The sequence below is a fragment of the Janthinobacterium sp. BJB301 genome, assembly GCF_002735685.1.
GTDB classification, from domain to species: domain Bacteria; phylum Pseudomonadota; class Gammaproteobacteria; order Burkholderiales; family Burkholderiaceae_D; genus Janthinobacterium; species Janthinobacterium lividum.
In genome coordinates, this window is record NZ_PDZJ01000004.1 from 99783 (window position 1) to 119281 (window position 19499).

The window sequence follows — 19499 nt, forward strand, 5'->3', positions numbered from 1 at the left end:
GTCCTTCAGGCAGCGCGCGTGCCACCACGTGGCAAGATCAATCCGCCCGCGCCACCCACGTCTCGTGCAAATGGCGCCACAGCAGGCTACCAGCCGGCGTTTTCTCATACACGACGGTCGACAGCCGCTCGGTATTTTCTCCACCGGGCAGCGATTGATACTCGCGGTAAGACACGGTGGCGCTGGCGGCGCTGTCCTGGATCAATGCCAGGTCGGAAATGCGCATGACGAGGCCCGGACGGCTGCCGCCGGCGCCCTGGAAAAACGCCGTCAAGCCGGCATGATCGAGCTGCTTGCCACCGGGTGACACCATCGTGAACGCGGGTGAAAAACGCGCGAGCAAATCAGCGCAATGTTCCGGCGCCGTCGCCTCGCCAGAGAGCCACTCGCGGATCAGCACATGCGTGGCTAACACGTCGTCAAAACAGGGGTGCGTTGTCTTCATTTTTTTGTTACTCCATGGTGATGTAAAAGGTCGAGAACGGCGCGGTTATCGATGCGCGCGCACAGCACCAAAGGCAGCACGCACGCGCTGGCGGCCAGCGCAAAGCACCAGTGAAAGACCCGCGCCGCGCGCGCATGCAGGGCAGGGTCGTCCAGGGTGGCGATACCCTGCGCCGCCAGCAAGCCGTTGAGCAGCACGCTGAGCAGCGCCACGCCCAGGCAAAAGCCCAGCTGGCGGTTGATATTCCACACGGCGCTGGCCTGGCTCAGCTGCGTATCCGGTGTGCGCAAGAACGCCGTGCTTTGCGCCGTGCTGCTGCACAAGCCGCCGCCAAAACCCATCACGGCATACGCGCCGGCCAGCCAGAACAGCTGATCGGCCGCATTCACGCGCAGCAGCATCAGCATGCCCGCCGCCTGCAGCAGTGCGCCAGCGATGAACAGGGGTTGCGGCCCCACGCGGCGGTAGCTTTTTCCGGTGAGCGAAATGGCCGCAAACGAGGCCAGCGCCCACGGCAGCATCAGCGCGCCCGCCGTCGACGCCGACATGCCCAGCACGCCCTGCAGGTACAGCATGGCCAGCAGGCTCACGCCCATGAACACGCCCGGCACCAGCAGATACATCAGCATGGCAATGCGCAGCAGCGGTTCGGCGGCCAGACGCAGGTTGAGCAGCGGCGTGGATTTGCGCAGCGCGCCGCGCACGTAGACCCATGCGCAGGCGGCGCCCAGCGCCAGCACGCCGGCGCCGGCCAGCAGCTCGCCCGGCGTGCCCAGCATGGTCAAGCCCAGCAACAGCAAAAGGATGGCTGTGCTGCCCGCCACAAGGCCGCCCGTGTCGAGACGGGGAACTGCCGCGCGCGGCGGGTCGGGACGCAGCCAGCAGGCGGCCAGCAGCAGCGCCAGCGCGGCAAACGGCACGTTCAAATAAAAAATCCAGCGCCACGACAGGCTGTCGACGATGACGCCACCCAAGGCGGGCGACAGGGCCGGCGCCAGCAAGCCCACCAGCATGATGACGGAGGACAGGCCGGGACGCTCGGCAGGCCGATACAGCTGGTAGGTCATGCTTTGTCCCAGCGGAATGAGCAAGCCGCCACCGAGGCCCTGCACGCAGCGCCAGGCGATCAGCGCCTCGATCGAGGGTGCCAGGCCGGCGCCGATGCTGGCGCATAAAAAAGTTAGCAACGATGCCATGAACACGGTTTTGCTGCCATAATAGGCAGCCAGCCAGGCGCTGGCCGGGATAACGATGGTCAGGCCGAGGATGTAGGCCGTGCTGATCCAGGCCAGCTGCGCCACCGAGGCGTGCAAGGCATGGCCGATGTCGGGATAGGCGACGCTGGTGATGAACATGTTGATCAGGTCGACGAAAAACCCCAGCAGATAGATGGTCGCCACTTTTTTGCGATAGTCCATGGTGCTCCGAATGGCAAACGGCCAGCTTAAGCGCCTAGCGCCATTTGCGTAACGGGCCGGCCCCGATTACACTGTCAAACAAATTTTGACAAACCGCTGGAAGCCGCATGTTTACTCATTTTTATTTATGATCAGTCTTGACCGCCTGGGTATTTTCATCGCCATCGTCGATGCCGGTTCGCTGACGGCCGCCGCCGCCGTGCTGGGCCAGAGCAAGGCCGTCGTCAGTTTTAACTTGAAACAGCTGGAAGCGGAGCTGGGCGTGTCGCTGCTGACGCGCAGCACGCGCAGCCTGGCGCTGACCGACGTGGGACGGCGCTTTTATGAAGATTGCCAGCGCGTGCTGAGCGAAGCGCAGGGCGCCATCGAAACGGCGCGCCAGGGCCACCAGGGCTTGCGCGGCACCCTGCGCCTGACCACCACCGTCGAATACGGCAGCCGCACGGTGATCCCCGCGCTGATCGCCTTTGCCGCCGCCCACCCGCAGCTGCAGATCCAGCATTCCTCGTCGTCGTCGCATGAAGACCTGATCTCGGGCGGCTATGACCTGGCCATCCGCATGGGTTCACTCAACGACTCAAGCTACCGCGCCGCGCTGATCGAGCCGTATGCGATCTGGCCTGTCGCCTCGCCTGCCTACCTGGCCAGCCTGCCCGGCAGGGACATCGCCACCTTGCCCGACTTGCAGCGCGCGCGCTGGCTGGCGCACAGCCGCCTCAGCACGCCCCTGCGCTGGGACGTGCACACGCCCGATGGCCCCGCCGCCTTTGCCGTACAGGACGACGCCGCCATCCATTCCGACTCCGCCTCGGCCCTGCTGGGCTTTGCCCTGGGCGGCTGCGGCGTGGCCCTGCTGCCGCAATGGCAGGTGGAGGGGGACGTGCGCGCGGGACGCCTGCGCCGCCTGCTGCCCGACGTCGCCTTCCCGGAGCAGGGCGTGTATGCCGTGTATCCGAACACGCAGCATATCGCGGAAAAGGTGCGCGCCTTTATCGACTTTTTGCGCACGTTTGTGGGCACGCCGGACTGAGATTTCACTTCGTCAATATTTGACGAAGACAACGGTTTCCAAGGGGCAAACGAGCGCCCCTTTCGGTTTTCACGGCCTACACTGGAAGGACGTTGTTCACCGATTGGAGACCATCATGGCACATACATTGGCAGCAGTTTTCGCCGTCCGCGACATGGCCGAGCGCGCCCGGCACGACCTGATCACGGCGGGCTTTCCCGGCGCCAGCATCCGCCTGCACGATGCGGGCAGTGACGACTTTTCCGCCACGGAAAACATCCGGCGCGACGACAGCGACAGCCTGCTCGACAATATCAAGCATTTCTTTACGGATCTGTTCGGCAGCCACGCCGACCGCCACATCTATGCGGAAGCCGTGCGGCGCGGACATGTCGTGCTGACACTGGAAGGCGCGAACGACGCCGATATCCAGCGCGCCACCGACCTCGTCGAGCGCTATGCGCCGCTCGACATCGATGCGCATGCCGACCACTGGCGCGCCGGCGGCTGGCAAGGCGCGCCGCACGACGACAGCGCAATGCGCCAGGGCGCCAGCATGCAATCCAGCGCGCCATCGCAGCAGGGCAACCTGAACGAAGCGGCGGCATCGCAGCAATTTGCGGGCGGCATGGCGCCGCCGTCATCGGGCGCGGGCGCCAACGCGCGCCGCTACCCCAGCGCCGACAACCTGCCAGGCACCAGCTACGACGACGAGCAGTACTACCGCAGCCACTGGAGCGCCACCTATGTCGCCACCGGCGCGCGCTTCGAGGACTACGATCCCGCCTACCGCTATGGCCATTCGATGGCCAGCAGCGACAGCTACCGGGGCCGCCCGTGGGACGACGTGGAAGCGGACCTGCGTTCCACGTGGGAGCACACGTATCCGCAATCAGCGTGGGACAACTTCAAGGCAGCTGTCAAACATGGCTGGGAACGCATCACTTCCTGATGCGCGCTGAGGGGGATAGCCCCCCTCAGCGCCCCTCGTGCGTGAGCTTGAGGAAGTGGTTCAGGATGTGGAAGTGGTCTTCGAAGAATTGCTCTTCCATGGCCGGCAGGGCGCTCACCGGCACCCATTGCGCCAGCGCCGCATCGTCGGCCGCCTTCACGGCCGGCAGCTGGCGCGTCTTCAGGTCAAAATAATGCGCATGCGTGATGGTGCGCCCGCGCTGGCTGCGGTCCGGATGGTCGAACACGGCTACGCCGACCAGCGCCTCGACGAGGGTGGGCGCCAGCACGCCCAGCTGGGTTTCTTCCGCCAGTTCGCGCAGGGCGCCCTGCAGCAAGCGTTCGCGCGGCTCCAGGAAGCCGCCGGGCAGCGCCCACAAGCCCTTGCCCGGATAGCCGCCGCGGCGCACGAGCAGCACGTGTCCCCCCGTCTGCACCAGCGCGTCGACGGTGGTGAAGATGGGCGGATACGGCGCCGCGCGCCAGCGCGCTTTATACGCTTCGATGGCGCGGTATTCCTGCACCAGCGGTGCGTACCATGGCAACAAGGTCCACGCCTTCACATACTGGCCGATGGCGGCCGGCAGCAGCTGCGCCACGGCGCTCAGCGACACATCCACGTCTTCCGCTTCGAACAGCACGTTGCGGATGGCCGTCGCGCCGATGGGCGCACCGGGATCGATCTCCAGATTCAATAACTGCCAGTGCGGGAAGTGGTGCAGGTAGTAGCTGGTGGCATCCTTGAAGCAAGCCACCAGGGTGACGCGCTGCGCCGTCGACACGGCGCCCGCCACGGCGCGCCGCACGGCATCGGCCCACAGGCCATCGTCGTAGTAATCGCGCACGGCCACGTAATGCACGCGCGCGCGCTGCGCCTCGGGCAGGGTGGCGGCGATCATGGCGGCCCGCTCCTGCCACGTAAACGGGTTCTTCGGGCTGCGCGCATGGAAGGCGGAACCGAGCACCACCACCACCTGGGCGGCCGTCGTCAGCGCCTTCTGCAACAAGCCCGCATGGCCATGGTGAAAAGGCTGGAAGCGGCCGATCAGGATGGCCGCGTCGGCAGGATAGGATGAGCTCATGCGTCGTCTCCGGTGGGGTAGTGGGCGGCGATCGGCAATTGGCGCCCGCTGCCAAAGGCGCGCGAACGCACGCGGATGATGGGCGCCGCCTGGCGCCGTTTGTACTCATTGCGGGCGACCATGCCGAGGATGCGCATCACCAGTGCGCGGCCCTCGTCCGTCTCGCGCAGCTGGTCGACCAGGGTCAGCGCCTGCGCACTTTCAGCCGCCGGCAGGCGGCGTCCCTCGATATGCCATTTCAAGATTTCATCGAGCACGGGATACGGCGGCAAGCTATCGGTGTCGCGCTGGCCCGGCGCCAGTTCCGCCGACGGGGGTTTGTCGAGCACGGCGGCGGGGATCAGCTCGCGCCCGGCGCTGGCGTTGAGGTGGCGCGACAGGGCGAACACCTCCGTTTTATACAGGTCGCCGATCAATCCCAGTCCCCCGTTCGTGTCGCCATACAGGGTGCAGTAGCCCACCGAGATTTCGCTCTTGTTGCCGGTGGTGAGCAGCAGGGCGCCGAAGGCGTTCGAGTATTCCATCAGGATGGTGCCGCGCACCCGCGCCTGCAGGTTTTCCAGCGGCAGCCCCTGCAGCCTGCCGTCGAAGGCTTGGGCATAGCCGGCTTCGTACTGCGCCACGATGTCGCGTATCGGGTGCGTGTGCAGGACGATACCGAGGTTGGCGCACAGGGCGACGGAATCGGTGACGGAGCCGGCGCTGGAAAACACGGACGGCATGGTGATGCCCACGACGTTGTCGCCGCCCAGCGCCTCGACGGCCAGGGCCAGGGTCAGCGCCGAATCGATGCCGCCCGAGCAGCCGACGACGACTTTCGTGAAGCGGCAGCGGCGCGCATAGTCGCGCAAACCGAGCACGATCTGGCGCCGCGCAAACTCCACGGCGGGGATGCCGTCCGGATCCGGCACGGGAAACGCCGATCCATCGGGCCGCATAAAACGGCCATCGGCAAAGCGCAGCAAGGGAAAATCCTCGACGAAGCGGGCCGCCTCGAATTGCACGCCGTCGCTCGGCGACATGGCGAACGAGGCGCCGTCGAACACCAGCTGGTCCTGGCCGCCCACCTGGTTGACGAAGAGCAAAGGCAGCTTGACGCGCGCGCAGGCGGCGCCAAACACGGCGTGGCGCTGCGCGCGCTTGCCGATGTCGGACGGGCTGGCGTTGATGCTGACGACAAGGTCGGGCCCCGCCGCGTGCAAGGCGTCGAACGGGTTGACGGCGTAGGCGCGGCCATCGTCGTTCCAGCCATCCTCGCAAATCATGAAGCCGACCTTGCGGCCGGCGATATCGAGGGTGCAGGCGCCGGGCGGGCCCGGCTCGAAATGCCGTCCCTCGTCGAAGATGCCGTAGGTGGGCAGCAGCTGCTTGTAGTATTCGGCCACGATGCGCCCGTCGCGCAGCGCCAGCAAGGCGTTGTACAGGGGCTTGCCGACGCCGGGATTGGGCCGCGCCGTGCCGATGACGGTGACCAGCGCCGGCCAGCGCGTGGACGCGTCCAGCAGCGTATCGAGCGCCTGCTGCATGTCGCGCAGGAAGGCGGCATCCTCGAACAGGTCGCCCGGGTAATACGCACACAGCGACAGTTCCGGGCACACGAGCAGGTCGGCGCCATCGTCGCTGGCACGCTGCATGCGCGCGATGATGGCGCCGACATTGGCGTCGAAATCGCCCACGGTGGGATTCATCTGGGCGAGGGCGATGGTCAGCATGGTGATCCTTCATTGGTTACGCTTGAAACCACTATCCTGCCTGAAATTTTCCTGAGCGTACTGATGCAATCGTGCAAGCCTGCCGGTCGGCTTGCTACAAGGTCTTGAGCCAGGCCCGCAAGCGCGTGCGCGCATTCGCATACGGCGACGCCGTGTTGAACTGGATCATGCGCCCCATCGTGTAATGCGTGTACCAGGGCTGGCCATACAGTTGCGCGTCGTCGTGCGCCTCGATCAGCACCAGCAGCTGGTTCTTCGCCTGTTCCAGGCGCTGCAGCAAGTCATCCATGCCCAGTTCAGCATAGTCCGCATAGAAGCGCTGCGCCAATTTTCCCAGAGCGTTCCACGTGAAACCTTCGACGGGAAAGGCGATATCCTCGATGCGTTTGCCGCCACGCAACTGCGCATGCCAGTGCAAGACCAGCTCGTTCCAACCCACCAGATAGGCGAGCAAGTCGCACACGCTCATGCGCGTGCCCGCCACTTGTCCTTCCAGCACGGGCTCCCGCGCCAGCGCGGGCGGCACGCGCGCCAGCTCCTGCATCAACTTTGCATACGTGCTGTTGATGGCGTCGATGAGTTCCTGCTTGCTGTCGGGGATCGCCATCACGCCGCCCGGCTCACCGGCAAGCCAGCCGCCTGCCAGTCATCGTAACCGCTGCCGAGACGGCGCGCATGCAAGCCGTGCTGGCGCAGGGCCGCCACGGCCTGCACGGACAGCACGCAATACGGGCCGCGGCAATACGCGGCGATCTCTGCGTTCGCGGGCAATTCGCCAAGGCGGCGCTGCAAGTCATCAAAAGGAATATTGATCGCACCGGGCAAGTGGCCGGCAGCGAATTCCTGCGCGGGCCGCACGTCGAGCACGGTGATGCTGGCTTCGTGCATGCGTTCCAGCAACTCGTTGCCCGTGATCGCTTCCACGTGGTCGCCCCGGCTCAGCGCCTGCAGTTCGCTGCGCTGATGCTGCGCGTACACGTCCAGCGCGGCCAGCAGCTGCACGATGGGACCGCTGCCGAGCCGGTACAGCACGCGCTTGCCGTCGCGCCGCGCCTGCACGAAACCGGCGCGCCGCAACTGCTGCAAATGCTGGGAAGTATTCGCCACGGACAAGCCCGTCAACTCCACCAGCTGCTCCACCGCATATTCGCCATGTGCGATCTGCTCGAGCAGGCGCAATCGCGGCGCACTGCCTAAAATATGGGCAAACCCGGCGGAACCGGTGAGAAATTCGATATCGGCATTTTTCATTGACACGATGCTAGCACCCTTATAACATTCAAGCAATTAATTGAATGTTAGGAGTGGCAATGCAAATACTCTGGCTCGATGCGCTGGCCATCGGCGTGGGCGCGACGGCGGTGATGGATGTGTGGGCGGTGGCGTTAAAACGCTACTGGTGCATTCCTTCGCTGAACTTTGCGATGGTGGGGCGCTGGCTGGGCCATCTGCCGCGCGGCACGATCACGCACACCAACATCGCCCAGGCGGCGCCCGTGCGCGATGAAGCCATCCTGGGCTGGACGTTTCATTATGTGATCGGCGTGCTGTTTGCGGCCGTGCTGCTGGCGCTGGTGGGACCGGAGTGGCTCAGCCAGCCGACGTTCGCGCCAGCCCTGCTGGCGGGTGTGCTGAGCGTGGCCGCGCCATTTTGCATCTTGCAGCCGGGCATGGGCGCCGGCCTGGCCGCCAGCAAGACGCCGCATCCGACGGCCGCCCGCCTGCGCAGCCTGATGGCCCACACGGCGTTCGGCATCGGCCTGTACCTGGCGGCGCTGCTGTGGTCGACGGTCCGCTAGGAGGTCAGCGGCGGTACGGGTGTGGGCGCCGGCGCGGCTGCCACCGCCGACATGGCCGGTGCCTCCGGCTGGGCCGGCACCGTGCTCAGCACCATCGTGCTGGGCTTGGCGATCGCGATGTGCGCCTCGTCCAGGCGCTTGAGCAGTTCGAACAGCAGCGCGCTGCGGATGCCCGACGTCAGGCGCGGCGACGAAGCAAAGCCGGTGGCGTTGAACAGCAACAGGCCATTGTCGATGCCATCGAGCTGCACGCTGGGCGCCGGCGTGTCGAGCACGTCGGGATTGTCGACAAAGACGGACAGGATCAGCGCGCGCGCCGCCTGCGCATCTGTGCCCAGCGGCAACGGCAGCTTGACTTGCACCAGGCCCAGCGGATTGGCCAGGGTCACGTTGCGCACCGTCTTGGTAATGAATTCCGAGTTCGGCACGATCACCGTGGAACGGTCGCCCAGTTGAATTTCCGTGGCGCGCACATTGATGCGGCGAATGTCGCCCTCCACGCCACCCAGCGACACCCAGTCGCCCACTTTCACAGGACGTTCGGCCAATAAAATCAAGCCGGAAACGAAGTTCTGCACCACCGCCTGCAAGCCAAAACCGATACCCACCGACAAGGCTGACGCCACCCACGCGATGCGTTCCAGGCCGATGCCGGCCGCCGACAGGGCCAGCGCCACGGCCAGCACGCCGCCGATATAGCCGAACAAGGTGATGAACGACACTTGCATGCCCGTATCGAGATTAGTGGTCGGCAAATAACTGTTTTGCAGCCAGCGCTTGAACAGGCCCAGCGCAACAAAACCAACGAGCAGCACCAGCAGGGCCTGGATCAGCGCGGCAGGGCGGATCGCCACCTCGCCGATGGCCAGGCCATCCTGCAGCTTGCCAACCCGCTGGAACAGCTCGCCCGGACCTTCACCGAACGGCGCCAGCAGCAGCATCAGGGCCAGCAGCACGACGATGGCGCGGCCGATACCCGACAGCAGCACGGCCGCCTGGTCGCGCGCCTTGGGCGTGGCCAGTACAGGATGGGCCGCGTCAGGCGGCGGTGGCGTGGAGGCCAGCAGCATGCAGATATCGTCCACCAGCACCGTCAGCAGATAGGTGCTGCACACCACCACGATGACCCAGGCGATTTGCTTGGCGACAAAGCTGCCGAACGCCACATAGCCGATCAACAAGCTGATGACGCTTGACGCCAGCGCCAGCCACAACAGCACCGTGACGCAGCGCAGCCACAGGGGCGTGACCAGGGTGGCCGGATCGGCCTCGCGCAACTGGCGCCAGCAGCGCTCGGCGCGCATCAAGCCATAGGCGATGGTCGTGCTCATCACCAGGGCGACGATGCAGTTGACGGCCACGGCCGTCGACAGGCCCGCATTGATGACGATGGTGACCCGTTCCGTCGCCCACACGAGCACGACGATGAAGGAAAACATCGACGGGAAGTTGCGCATGCGGTGCGCCAGCGCATCGGGCAGGGGCAACAGACGCCACGACACGCGGCGCGGCGACAGCAGCGCGTGGCCGAGTCCCGCCGTAAAACCGGCAAAGCAGATGATGCCGATCAAGCTGCTGAGGAAAGTCGAGGTTTTTTCGGACAGGCCGCCCTCCCAGCGCAGCCCCATGGCCAGCAATTCCGCCACCAGGCCCGGCGTGGCCAGCGCCAGCACCAGCACGGCCAGCGCATGCAGGGAACGGCGCAAGCGGCCATGCGGCACGCGCGTGGACGTCACCACCAGCAAGTAGCGCGAAGCCCAGACGCTGGCGCCGATCACGGCCACGATGGCAGCCAGCAAGCCGCCCCAGGCCGACCACGGCGTGGCGCCTGCCGCATTCGCCAATTCCAGCTCCAGCGCGCGCAAGCGCTGCAGGTTCTGCGGCAATTCCGCATGCAGCTGTTTCCAGAACGAACCGGCGAGTATCGAAGCCGTGCGCTCACCCAGGCGCGCCTGCAACTGGGCGCGGCGCACCGTCGACACCTGTTCCGAGGCCTGCGTCGCTTCCACGGCCAGCAGGCGCGCCAGTTTGACTTGCGCATCGAGCGCGCTGCTGGTGCGGTCCAGCTGGCTGCGCTGCGCCGCCACGTCGGGCGCATCTTTCGTACCCGCCGCCGGCTTGCCCAGCTCGGCCAGCCGCGCCTGCACGCTGGAGAGCGTCGGCGCGAGCGCATCGGCCACCTTGTCCGCCTCGGCGCTGGCCGCCAGCGCATCAGCCCGCATCTGCGACAGGGTCGCATCATCGAGCTCAGCCTCGCCATCGAGCGCCTTCTGGATACCGGTGATCTGCTTGCGCAAGCCATCGAGACGCTGGTCGGCCGTGGCGGCGTCATCGACGGGCTGCGACCAGGCGGGCGGCGGGGCCAGCGAGCACGCCAGCAGCAAGGCCAACAGGAAGGGGAAGAAACGGAGACGGAAAGAAGTCATGCGGACCTATGGCTGGAAATGAGAAAAACGGCCGGATTGGCAGCAGCGCCAGTCATGGCGTGCTGCCCAGCAGGTGCCTGCCAATATAGCTGAAAACGCGGGCAAGCCGCAGGACAGGCGGAACTGGCGTGTGCCCCGGGGAGAAACTAGGCATATTGCCCTATGGAAATATCATTCAAAAAGGTCTAGGATCGTCGTCCGCTTGGCGGCGCGGCAGCCATCTGCACGCCGCCGACCTTTTCACCACTCCCTCCGTATTGAGACAGCCATGAAGTTTTTATCCCACCTGACCATCGGCACACGCCTCGCCACAGGCTTTGGCACCATCGGCGCCATGCTGATCATCATCTCTTGCCTGGGCATTGCCATGCTGGGCAAGATCAACCAGGGCACCGGCCATATCGTGCATGACAGCATGCCCAAGATCGAGCTCGCCAACAGCGTGTCGGCCAACATCAACGATATCGCCATTGCGCTGCGCAACATGATGCTCAGCGCCGATCCGGCCGACCAGCGCAAACAAACGGACGCCATCCTGGCTGCGCGCCAGGAGGCGGCCGGCAATCTCGGCAAGCTCGCGAACATGCTCGATTCCGACCGAGAGCGCGCGTTGCTGGCCAAGATGAACGACGCCAACACCCGCTACGCGCAGGGGCAGGAAGCCTTGCTTGAACTGATCCGTAGCGGCACCCCGGACGACAGCAGCGCCTACCTGTACGGCCAGCTGCGCCCCGTATTGCTCGTCTATAAACAATTGATTGCTGAACAGATCAGCTTGCAAAATACCCTGGCCAACACGGCGGGCGACAACGCCAATGCCACCTATGCCAATACGCGCACCTTGCTGATCGGCATGTCGCTGGCGGCACTGGCCATCGCGGCGGCGTTGGCGTATGGCATCACACGCTCGATCACCGGCCCCGTCACCACGGCGCTGCAGGTGGCCAACACGGTGGCCGCAGGCGATTTGCGCAGCCAGATCACCGTGCATTCGCGCGATGAAATGGGACAACTGTTGCAGGCACTCAAGCGCATGAACGACAACCTGGCGCAAACGGTGGGCACGGTGCGTGCCGGCACGGAAACGATCGCCTCGGCCTCGTCCGAAGTGGCGGCAGGCAGCCTGGACCTGTCTGCGCGCACGGAGCAGCAAGCCAGTTCGCTGGAAGAGACAGCCTCTTCCATGGAAGAACTGACCTCGACCGTCAAGCAGAATGCCGACAATGCTCGCCAGGCGCACGTGCTGGCCGATACGGCCTCCGGCGTGGCGCAGCGCGGCGGCGCCGTCATCGCGCAAGTGGTGGCGACCATGCGGCAAATCGACGCCTCGTCGAACAAGATCGCCGACATCATCGGCGTCATCGATGGCATCGCCTTCCAGACCAACATTCTGGCCTTGAACGCAGCTGTGGAAGCGGCGCGCGCGGGCGAGCAGGGCCGCGGCTTTGCCGTCGTGGCCACGGAAGTGCGCAGCCTGGCGCACCGCTCCGCTGCCGCGGCCAAGGAAATCAAGACCCTGATCGACGACTCGACCCAGACCGTGGCGGCGGGCAGCGAGCTCGTGCATCAGGCCGGCAACACCATGAGCGACCTGGTCGACAGCGTGCGCCGCGTTACCGACATCATGGAAGAAATCACCTCGGCCAGCGCGGAACAGACGGCCGGCATCGAGCAAATCAACCAGGCCATCAGCGAGATGGACAACGTCACCCAGCAAAACGCGGCCCTGGTGGAAGAATCGGCGGCCGCCGCCGCTGCCATGCAGGAGCAGGCGGCTACGTTGGCGCAGGTGGTGAGCGCCTTCAAGCTGGACGCCGGCGCACCGGCAAGCAAGCCGGCAATCGCCGCGACAACCGTACCGCGCCAGCAAGCCGTCGCTCTGCGCGTGCCGGCCGCCAGGAAAGCTGCGCCAGCCGCCACGGCGTCATCCGACTGGGAAGAGTTCTAAGGCAGCAACGCCACAGGTGCCTCTCGGCGCCTGTGGCGTCATGCAGCATCGGCTGCTTCCTGTTACGCGATCTGATCCATGTCAATCAACAATCAAATTTGACACGGCGCGGCTAGGCCGAGAGTTCTCTCCGGATGATGTCTGCGCCTGCACTGAGCGCATTGAGTTTGCCTCTGGCTACGTGACGAGACAAGGGCGCCATGCCGCAGTTGGTGCTTGGATAGAGTTTGTCGGCATCGACAAAGCGCAGCGCCTTGCGCAGGGTGTTGGCCACTTCCTCAGGCGTTTCAATGGTGTTGCTTGCCACGTCAATGGCGCCGACCATCACTTTTTTACCGCGTATGAGTTCAATCAGGTCGATGGGAACACGCGAGTTGTGGCATTCCAGCGAGATGATGTCGATATTCGATTTCTGCAGCTTGGGGAAAGATTCCTCGTATTGACGCCACTCGGACCCCAGCGTATTTTTCCAGTCCGTATTGGCCTTGATGCCGTAACCATAGCAAATATGCACGGCCGTTTCGCATTTGAGCCCTTCGATCGCCCGCTCCAGGGTGGCAATCCCCCAGTCATTCACCTCATCAAAAAAGACATTGAATGCGGGTTCGTCAAACTGGATGATGTCGACGCCGGCCGCCTCCAACTCCCGGGCTTCCTGGTTGAGGATCTTGGCGAATTCCCAGGCCAGCTTTTCGCGACTCTTGTAGTGGCTGTCATACAGCGTATCGATCATCGTCATCGGACCTGGCAGGGCCCATTTGATCGGCTGCGTGGTTTGCTGGCGTAAAAACTTGGCGTCTTCAACAAACACCGGCTGCGGGCGGCTTACCGCGCCAACGACGGTCGGCACACTCGCATCATAGCGGTCGCGGATTCTGACGGTCTCGCGTTTGTCAAAATCGACGCCGCTCAGATGCTCGATGAAGGTGGTGACAAAATGCTGACGCGTCTGCTCGCCATCGCTGACGATATCGATGCCTGCCTGCTGCTGTTCCTGCAGTGACAAACGCAAGGCATCCTGTTTGCCCTCGATTAATTCCTCGTCCTGCAATTTCCACGGCGACCAGAGTTTTTCAGGTTGGGCAAGCCAGGAAGGTTTCGGCAAGCTGCCGGCGGTCGAGGTAGGCAATAATTTTTTCATGGTGGTGATTTCGTGTGTTGGTTGGTCAGAGAGCGTAACTGGTAGTCCACTGTTCAAGAATATGCTTGTATGGCTTGATGAAATGCTCTTCCGTATATTTGCCCTGCTTGACTGCCAACTGGCTGCGCTCTTCCCGGTCATAGACAATCTGCGTCAATGAATAGTCCTGGTTCTTCAGGCTCGGCTGATACGACTTGCCTGCCGCCGAATTGGCGTTGTAAATCTCGGGGCGGTAAATCTTCTGGAACGTCTCCATCGTGCTGATGGTAGCGATCAGCTCAAGATTGGTGTAGTCGCCAAGCAGGTCGCCGATGAAATAAAACGCCAAGGGGGCGGCGCTATCTGGCGGCATGAAGTAGCGAACCTGCATGCCCATTTTTTCAAAATATTGATCCGTCGAGGAAAACTCATTTTGTTGATACTCGACGCCCAATACGGGATGCTGATTCCCCGTCCGGTGATAGACCTTGCTGCTCGAGGCGCTGATGCAGATGACAGGCGGCTTGCTGAAGCGCTCTTTGTACGTATGTGATTTGACAAAGTGCCGGAACAGCTTGCCATGAAAATCGCCGAAATCGTCGGGCGCGGTGAAGGTGGATTGATTGTTGTTATGCTCAGGCAGCAGCACGCTGAAATCGTAATCGCGCACGTAGGAGGAGAAATTATTCCCCGCGATCCCATCGATGCGTTCACCGGTTTTTTTGTCGATAACGGTCGGTTTCAAGATCTCGATCAACGGGATATTACTGCCTTCGACATCAATATTCAGCTCCACCGAGATGATTTCAAGCTCTACCGAATAGCGGTCGCCGTTCGGGTTATCCCAATGCGCCAGGTTGTTGAAGCGGTTGTCTATCATCCTCAGGGTATTGCGCAGGTTTTCCTGGCGACTGTTTCCCCGGGCCAGATTGGCAAAGTTGGTCGTCAGGCGCGTATTGTCCGATGGGTGATAGTTTTCATCGAAAACAATGCTCTTGATACTGAATATAAAATCTTTGCTCATGGTGATCTGGTGTCCTGATTTTTTGCGAATAATGTATGTGTTGATGGCTGAGCGTCGTGATGCGTATCAGGCTGCGACCAGCTCTTCAGCAGTGGCAGATCTCGCATGGCGCGTCAATTCGAGCAAGGGCAATGCCCGTTGCACTGCCAGTGTGGCCCGCTGGATCAGGGCTTCGTCCTGCAGGCGGTAGTCGAGGAAATCCTTGTCGGTCGCATACACACCCAGCGGTAATGTACGTGCCTGGAAAAAGCTGAACAGCGGCCGCAACTGGTGGTCGATCATCAGGGCATGGCGCTCGCTGCCGCCGGTGGCCGCCAGCAGGACCGGCTTGTCGATCAAGGCGTCCTGGTCAATGAAATCGAAGAAGTGCTTGAACAGTCCCGTGTACGCGCCGCGGTAGACCGGTGTTGCCACCACCAGGATGTCGGCTTGCTCGACCGCTGCAAGTTCCCGCTCCACCGTATCGGGCAGGTGGGAGCGCCAGACCGCGCCGGCAAGCTGCGGTGCGAGCTGACCCAGTTCGACCAGGCGTTGTTCGCACAGCACTTCATCGGCGATCAGGTCCATCAGGTGCTCGGCCAGGGCTGCCGCCTTGGAAGGGCGTTGCAGCCCGCCGGAAACCGCGACTAAACGAAGTGGACGTGTCATGTTTGCTTTCATGTGGATGGATGCGCCAGGGCCGTAAGAGTGCAGGCAACAAGGGAATCGATGATAGCGGCGGGAATCGATGAAGTATAATGGTCTTATTTCATACATCCATGAACATGGCTCATATCAATGCTTGAACGCATCCACCTCAGCATCGTCCAGCAGGTCGAGAAACAAGGGTCGCTGACGGCTGCCGCAGGCGTGCTGCACCTGACCCAGTCGGCCCTGAGCCACAGCATGAAGAAACTGGAACAGCAACTGGGCACCGACGTCTGGCTGCGCGAAGGGCGCAACCTGCGCCTGACGCAGGCCGGCCAGTATCTGCTGGCGGTGGCGAACCGGGTGCTGCCGCAACTGGACCTGGCCGAAGAGCGCCTGGGCCAGTTCGCGCAGGGCGAGCGCGGTGCGCTGCGTATCGGCATGGAGTGCCACCCGTGCTACCAGTGGCTGCTCAAAGTGGTGTCGCCGTATCTGGCCGCATGGCCCGACGTGGATGTGGACGTCAAGCAAAAGTTCCAGTTCGGCGGGATCGGCGCGCTGTTCGGCTACGAAATCGACCTGCTGGTCACGCCCGATCCGCTGTACAAGCCTGGACTGACATTCGAGCCCGTGTTCGACTACGAGCAGGTGCTCGTCGTGGCCAAGGGCCATGCCCTGGCTTCGGTGGCCTATGTGCAGCCTCAGCAGCTGACCCGGGAAGTGCTTATCAGCTACCCCGTGGACATCGAGCGCCTGGACATCTATAACCAGTTCCTGCTGCCGGCCGGTGTCACGCCCAAGCGCCACAAAGCCATCGAAACCACCGACATCATGCTGCAGATGGTGGCCAGCGGCCGCGGCGTGGCCGCCCTGCCGCGCTGGCTGGTCGAGGAATACGCGGCCAAGATGGACGTGGTGCCTGTGCGGCTGGGTGTGCACGGCATCGCCAAGCAGATTTTCCTGGGGGCACGCGAGACGGACACCGCCATCGACTACGTGCGGGCCTTCATCGCACTGGCGCGCCAGCCTGCCAGCGCCAGTGCACAGTGACCGCGGCGACGCCATGGGTCATCTCTTGATGCATCCAGCTCAGCTCAGGGCCGCTGGCAACATCACGCACGCCTATTCCCTGGAAGTCAGTGCGAAGGACATGCCGGCGTTGAGCGCGGCGGCGCCGCGGATAGCGCCCGCGTCCACCATTGCCATTCCCTACCTGCCACGCGAGGATAACGACGCGCGGCTGGCCGCAGCGCGGACCGTGCGCAGGCTCGGCTTCGAACCCATGCTGCACCTGTCTGCGCGCCGGATTGCCTCGCTTGCCGAGTTTGAGTCGTTCATCCAGCGCGCAGTCGCCGAAGCGGGCGTCGAGCGCTGCTTCGTGATCGCCGGCGATCCATCCACCGCGATGGGACCGTTTTCCGACAGTGCCGCGCTGATCGACACGGGCGTGTTCGAGCGCGCGGGCATGCAGGTGATCGGCGTGGGTGGTCACCCGGAAGGCCATCCGGTGATGAGCACGGCCGAACAGTGGGAGGTGCTTGAACGCAAGTGCGACAGCATCGGCAAGCGCGGCATGGCGCCCTTGATCGTCACGCAGTTTGCGTTTGATGCCGACATCGTGTTGACGTGGCTGAAAACGCTGCGCGAGCGTGGCATTGACCATCCCGTGCGCGTGGGCGTGCCGGGCCCCGCCAGCATCGCGGTGCTGGCCCGTTATGCCGCCGTGTGCGGCGTCAGTGCCTGCGCATCGATGTGGTCCAAGTACGGCGTCTCAATCGGCAAGCTGTTCGGCACGGCAGGACCGGATCTGTTTGTTGAGCACCTGGCCAATGGCCTGACCGAAGCCCATGGCGAGGTCAGCCTGCATTTCTTTCCCTTTGGCGGCATCGCACAATCCGTGAAGTGGATAGAGCAATACCGTGCTCGCACCGGCCCAGGCCCTTGAGCATTCGGTGTAAGCGCCGCCTCTCTGGCGGCACCACGCCGCCAGAGAAGGGCAACATCCCGCCTGCTTACTCCACCGTCACCGACTTGGCCAGATTGCGTGGCTTGTCCACATCCGTGCCGCGCGCCAGTGCCGTGTGATACGCGAGCAATTGCAGCGCGACCACGTGCAGGATCGGCGACAGGTCGCCGTAGTGCTCGGGCAGGCGGATGACGTGCAAGCCTTCGCCGGAGCTGATGCGCGAATCGACGTCGGCGAAGACGTACAGCTGGCCGCCGCGGGCGCGCACTTCCTGCATGTTCGATTTCAGCTTTTCGATCAGGGCGTCGTTCGGCGCGATGGTGACGACGGGCATTTCATTCGTCACCAGGGCCAGCGGGCCATGCTTCAATTCGCCGGCCGGATACGCTTCGGCGTGGATATACGAGATTTCCTTCAGCTTCAGCGCGCCTTCCAGGGCGATCGGGTAATGCATGCCGCGGCCCAGGAAGAGGGCGTTTTCCTTGCGCGCGAACTCTTCGGACCAGGCGATGATCTGCGGTTCCAGCGCCAGCACGGAAGCGATGGCGACGGGCAGGTGGCGCATGGCTTTCAGGTGCGCCGCTTCCTGTTCTTCGCTCAAGTGGCCATTGACTTGCGCCAGGCACAGGGTCAGCAGGAACAGGCCGGCCAGCTGCGTGGTAAACGCTTTGGTGGAGGCCACGCCCACTTCCACTCCGGCGCGCGTGATGTAGGCCAGGGCGCATTCGCGCACCATGGCGCTGGTGGCGACGTTGCAGATGGTCAAGGTGTGCTGCATGCCCAGGCTGCGCGCATGTTTCAGGGCGGCCAGGGTGTCGGCCGTTTCGCCGCTTTGCGAAATCGTCACCACCAGCGTGTTCGGGTGCGGCACGCTGTCGCGGTAGCGGTATTCGCTGGCCACTTCCACGCTGACGGGCACTTTGGCGATCGACTCGATCCAGTATTTGGCCGTCATGCCCGCATACGAACTGGTGCCGCAGGCGAGGATCAGCACGCGATCGATCTGCTTGAAGATTTTATAGGCGTCGTCGCCGAACAGTTCCGGCATGATGCCCGTCACGCCTTCGAGCGTGTCGCCGATGGCGCGCGGCTGTTCAAAAATTTCCTTCTGCATGTAATGGCGGTACGGGCCCAGCTCTGCCGCGCCCGTGTGCGCATGCACGGTTTTCACTTCGCGCTCGACGGGCTTGCCATCGACGTCGACGATCCAGCAGCGCGACAGTTGCAGGTCGACCACGTCGCCTTCTTCCAGGTAGATGATCTGATCGGTCGTGCCGGCCAGCGCCATGGCGTCCGACGCGACAAAGTTTTCACCATTGCCCAGGCCGACGATCAGGGGCGAGCCCTGGCGCGCGGCGACCACGCGGTGCGGTTCGTCGCGGCAGAAGACGGCGATCGCATACGCGCCGTCGAGGCGTTTCACGGCCTGCTGCACGGTTTCAAATAAATCGCCGTTGTACATGTGCTCGACCAGATGGGCGATCACTTCCGTGTCCGTCTGGCTCTGGAAGACGTAACCGAGGGCCGTCAGTTCGGCGCGCAGTTCGTCGTGGTTTTCGATGATACCGTTATGCACCAGCGCCACGCGGGCGTTCTCTTCCGTTGGGGAAAAGTGCGGGTGGGCATTGAACGAGACAGGGGCGCCATGCGTGGCCCAGCGCGTGTGGGCGATGCCCGTAAAACCGCTCAAGCCTTCTTCGGCGATCTGCTTTTCCAGCTCGGCCACGCGCGAAGTGGAGCGCGAACGCTGCAGACGGCCATCCGCATGCAGGGCGATGCCGCAGGAATCGTAGCCGCGGTATTCCAGGCGCTTCAAGCCTTCGACCAGGATGGGAGTGATATTACGTTGCGCTACCGCGCCGACGATGCCGCACATGGAAACCTCTGTCTAAAATTTAATCAATGCACGCATGCTAATGCAGAGTGAATGAAATATGCTTTCTAAATCCGTGTATTTTTGACTGAATATTTC

General features: G+C 63.5%; 17 protein-coding genes. 6 read left to right on the forward strand and 11 right to left on the reverse strand.

The features are described from left to right. Positions 1-37: 37 nt before the first annotated feature. Positions 38-445, reverse strand: coding sequence for a DUF4440 domain-containing protein (locus tag CSQ91_RS22470; RefSeq protein ID WP_099389688.1), 408 nt, complete (start codon positions 443-445; stop codon positions 38-40). Further along, on the reverse strand, positions 442-1863 hold the full coding sequence (locus CSQ91_RS22475; protein ID WP_099389689.1) for an MFS transporter: 1422 nt from the start codon (positions 1861-1863) through the stop codon (positions 442-444). Before CSQ91_RS22475 ends, CSQ91_RS22470 begins: the two co-directional genes overlap by 4 nt. A 127-nt stretch (positions 1864-1990) precedes the next feature. On the opposite strand from CSQ91_RS22475, the gene CSQ91_RS22480 reads away from it, so the two are divergent. Continuing rightward, positions 1991-2893, forward strand: coding sequence for a LysR family transcriptional regulator (locus tag CSQ91_RS22480; protein WP_099389690.1), 903 nt, complete (start codon positions 1991-1993; stop codon positions 2891-2893). Positions 2894-3008: 115 nt separating this feature from the next. Next, positions 3009-3824 (forward strand): hypothetical protein, encoded by an 816-nt coding sequence (locus CSQ91_RS22485; protein ID WP_099389691.1) that lies wholly within the window; start codon positions 3009-3011, stop codon positions 3822-3824. A gap of 25 nt (positions 3825-3849) precedes the next feature. On the opposite strand, the gene CSQ91_RS22490 is transcribed toward CSQ91_RS22485, so the two are convergent. The 4 genes from CSQ91_RS22490 to CSQ91_RS22505 form a co-directional block, all read right to left on the reverse strand. Further along, positions 3850-4905: a bifunctional nicotinamide-nucleotide adenylyltransferase/Nudix hydroxylase gene (locus CSQ91_RS22490; protein ID WP_070282990.1), complete on the reverse strand. Its 1056-nt coding sequence runs from the start codon at positions 4903-4905 to the stop codon at positions 3850-3852. Then, on the reverse strand, positions 4902-6617 hold the full coding sequence (locus CSQ91_RS22495) for an NAD+ synthase (RefSeq protein ID WP_099389692.1): 1716 nt from the start codon (positions 6615-6617) through the stop codon (positions 4902-4904). The genes CSQ91_RS22490 and CSQ91_RS22495 overlap by 4 nt, the downstream gene beginning before the upstream one ends. Before the next feature lie 94 nt (positions 6618-6711). Beyond that, positions 6712-7224, reverse strand: a complete 513-nt coding sequence (locus CSQ91_RS22500; protein WP_099389693.1) for a ClbS/DfsB family four-helix bundle protein — start codon at positions 7222-7224, stop codon at positions 6712-6714. Next, positions 7224-7868 (reverse strand): ArsR/SmtB family transcription factor, encoded by a 645-nt coding sequence (locus CSQ91_RS22505; protein ID WP_034782640.1) that lies wholly within the window; start codon positions 7866-7868, stop codon positions 7224-7226. Before CSQ91_RS22505 ends, CSQ91_RS22500 begins: the two co-directional genes overlap by 1 nt. Before the next feature lie 59 nt (positions 7869-7927). Here CSQ91_RS22505 and CSQ91_RS22510 point away from each other — a divergent pair, with 59 nt between their 5' ends. Beyond that, complete coding sequence (locus tag CSQ91_RS22510) at positions 7928-8416, forward strand: DUF2938 domain-containing protein (RefSeq protein WP_218963772.1); 489 nt, start codon at positions 7928-7930, stop codon at positions 8414-8416. Here CSQ91_RS22510 and CSQ91_RS22515 read toward each other — a convergent pair. After that, positions 8413-10842, reverse strand: a complete 2430-nt coding sequence (locus tag CSQ91_RS22515) for a DUF3772 domain-containing protein (protein ID WP_070282998.1) — start codon at positions 10840-10842, stop codon at positions 8413-8415. The two genes, CSQ91_RS22510 and CSQ91_RS22515, sit on opposite strands and share 4 nt — an antisense overlap. 268 nt (positions 10843-11110) lie before the next feature. Here CSQ91_RS22515 and CSQ91_RS22520 point away from each other — a divergent pair, with 268 nt between their 5' ends. Then, positions 11111-12790: a methyl-accepting chemotaxis protein gene (locus tag CSQ91_RS22520; protein WP_099389695.1), complete on the forward strand. Its 1680-nt coding sequence runs from the start codon at positions 11111-11113 to the stop codon at positions 12788-12790. Between the two features lie 112 nt (positions 12791-12902). Here the strand turns inward: CSQ91_RS22520 and CSQ91_RS22525 are convergent, their stop codons facing one another. The 3 genes from CSQ91_RS22525 to msuE all read right to left on the reverse strand — a co-directional run bounded on the left by CSQ91_RS22525 (position 12903) and on the right by msuE (position 15582). Next, positions 12903-13931 (reverse strand): methionine synthase, encoded by a 1029-nt coding sequence (locus CSQ91_RS22525; protein WP_034782633.1) that lies wholly within the window; start codon positions 13929-13931, stop codon positions 12903-12905. A 25-nt stretch (positions 13932-13956) separates the two neighbouring features. Continuing rightward, positions 13957-14934, reverse strand: a complete 978-nt coding sequence (locus CSQ91_RS22530) for a DUF1852 domain-containing protein (protein ID WP_099389696.1) — start codon at positions 14932-14934, stop codon at positions 13957-13959. Between the two features lie 66 nt (positions 14935-15000). Continuing rightward, positions 15001-15582, reverse strand: coding sequence for an FMN reductase (gene msuE / locus CSQ91_RS22535; RefSeq protein ID WP_099389697.1), 582 nt, complete (start codon positions 15580-15582; stop codon positions 15001-15003). Between the two features lie 129 nt (positions 15583-15711). Here msuE and CSQ91_RS22540 point away from each other — a divergent pair, with 129 nt between their 5' ends. Both CSQ91_RS22540 and CSQ91_RS22545 read left to right on the forward strand, forming a co-directional pair. After that, positions 15712-16611 carry a LysR family transcriptional regulator gene (locus tag CSQ91_RS22540; protein WP_099389698.1) on the forward strand — a complete coding sequence of 300 codons (900 nt, stop codon included), beginning with the start codon at positions 15712-15714 and terminating at the stop codon, positions 16609-16611. Between the two features lie 13 nt (positions 16612-16624). Continuing rightward, positions 16625-17506: a methylenetetrahydrofolate reductase gene (locus tag CSQ91_RS22545; RefSeq protein ID WP_099389699.1), complete on the forward strand. Its 882-nt coding sequence runs from the start codon at positions 16625-16627 to the stop codon at positions 17504-17506. Positions 17507-17573: 67 nt separating this feature from the next. Here the strand turns inward: CSQ91_RS22545 and glmS are convergent, their stop codons facing one another. Next, on the reverse strand, positions 17574-19403 hold the full coding sequence (glmS, locus tag CSQ91_RS22550) for a glutamine--fructose-6-phosphate transaminase (isomerizing) (RefSeq protein WP_034782627.1): 1830 nt from the start codon (positions 19401-19403) through the stop codon (positions 17574-17576). Positions 19404-19499: the final 96 nt, after the last annotated feature.

Bases quoted from the DNA above. Each gene is read 5' to 3' on its own strand.
- CSQ91_RS22470 (WP_099389688.1), bottom strand. From the start codon at position 445: ATGAAGACAACGCACCCCTGTTTTGACGACGTGTTAGCCACGCATGTG.
- CSQ91_RS22475 (WP_099389689.1), bottom strand. From the start codon at position 1,863: ATGGACTATCGCAAAAAAGTGGCGACCATCTATCTGCTGGGGTTTTTC.
- CSQ91_RS22480 (WP_099389690.1), top strand. From the start codon at position 1,991: ATGATCAGTCTTGACCGCCTGGGTATTTTCATCGCCATCGTCGATGCC.
- CSQ91_RS22485 (WP_099389691.1), top strand. From the start codon at position 3,009: ATGGCACATACATTGGCAGCAGTTTTCGCCGTCCGCGACATGGCCGAG.
- CSQ91_RS22490 (WP_070282990.1), bottom strand. From the start codon at position 4,905: ATGAGCTCATCCTATCCTGCCGACGCGGCCATCCTGATCGGCCGCTTC.
- CSQ91_RS22495 (WP_099389692.1), bottom strand. From the start codon at position 6,617: ATGCTGACCATCGCCCTCGCCCAGATGAATCCCACCGTGGGCGATTTC.
- CSQ91_RS22500 (WP_099389693.1), bottom strand. From the start codon at position 7,224: ATGGCGATCCCCGACAGCAAGCAGGAACTCATCGACGCCATCAACAGC.
- CSQ91_RS22505 (WP_034782640.1), bottom strand. From the start codon at position 7,868: ATGAAAAATGCCGATATCGAATTTCTCACCGGTTCCGCCGGGTTTGCC.
- CSQ91_RS22510 (WP_218963772.1), top strand. From the start codon at position 7,928: ATGCAAATACTCTGGCTCGATGCGCTGGCCATCGGCGTGGGCGCGACG.
- CSQ91_RS22515 (WP_070282998.1), bottom strand. From the start codon at position 10,842: ATGACTTCTTTCCGTCTCCGTTTCTTCCCCTTCCTGTTGGCCTTGCTG.
- CSQ91_RS22520 (WP_099389695.1), top strand. From the start codon at position 11,111: ATGAAGTTTTTATCCCACCTGACCATCGGCACACGCCTCGCCACAGGC.
- CSQ91_RS22525 (WP_034782633.1), bottom strand. From the start codon at position 13,931: ATGAAAAAATTATTGCCTACCTCGACCGCCGGCAGCTTGCCGAAACCT.
- CSQ91_RS22530 (WP_099389696.1), bottom strand. From the start codon at position 14,934: ATGAGCAAAGATTTTATATTCAGTATCAAGAGCATTGTTTTCGATGAA.
- msuE (WP_099389697.1), bottom strand. From the start codon at position 15,582: ATGACACGTCCACTTCGTTTAGTCGCGGTTTCCGGCGGGCTGCAACGC.
- CSQ91_RS22540 (WP_099389698.1), top strand. From the start codon at position 15,712: ATGCTTGAACGCATCCACCTCAGCATCGTCCAGCAGGTCGAGAAACAA.
- CSQ91_RS22545 (WP_099389699.1), top strand. From the start codon at position 16,625: ATGGGTCATCTCTTGATGCATCCAGCTCAGCTCAGGGCCGCTGGCAAC.
- glmS (WP_034782627.1), bottom strand. From the start codon at position 19,403: ATGTGCGGCATCGTCGGCGCGGTAGCGCAACGTAATATCACTCCCATC.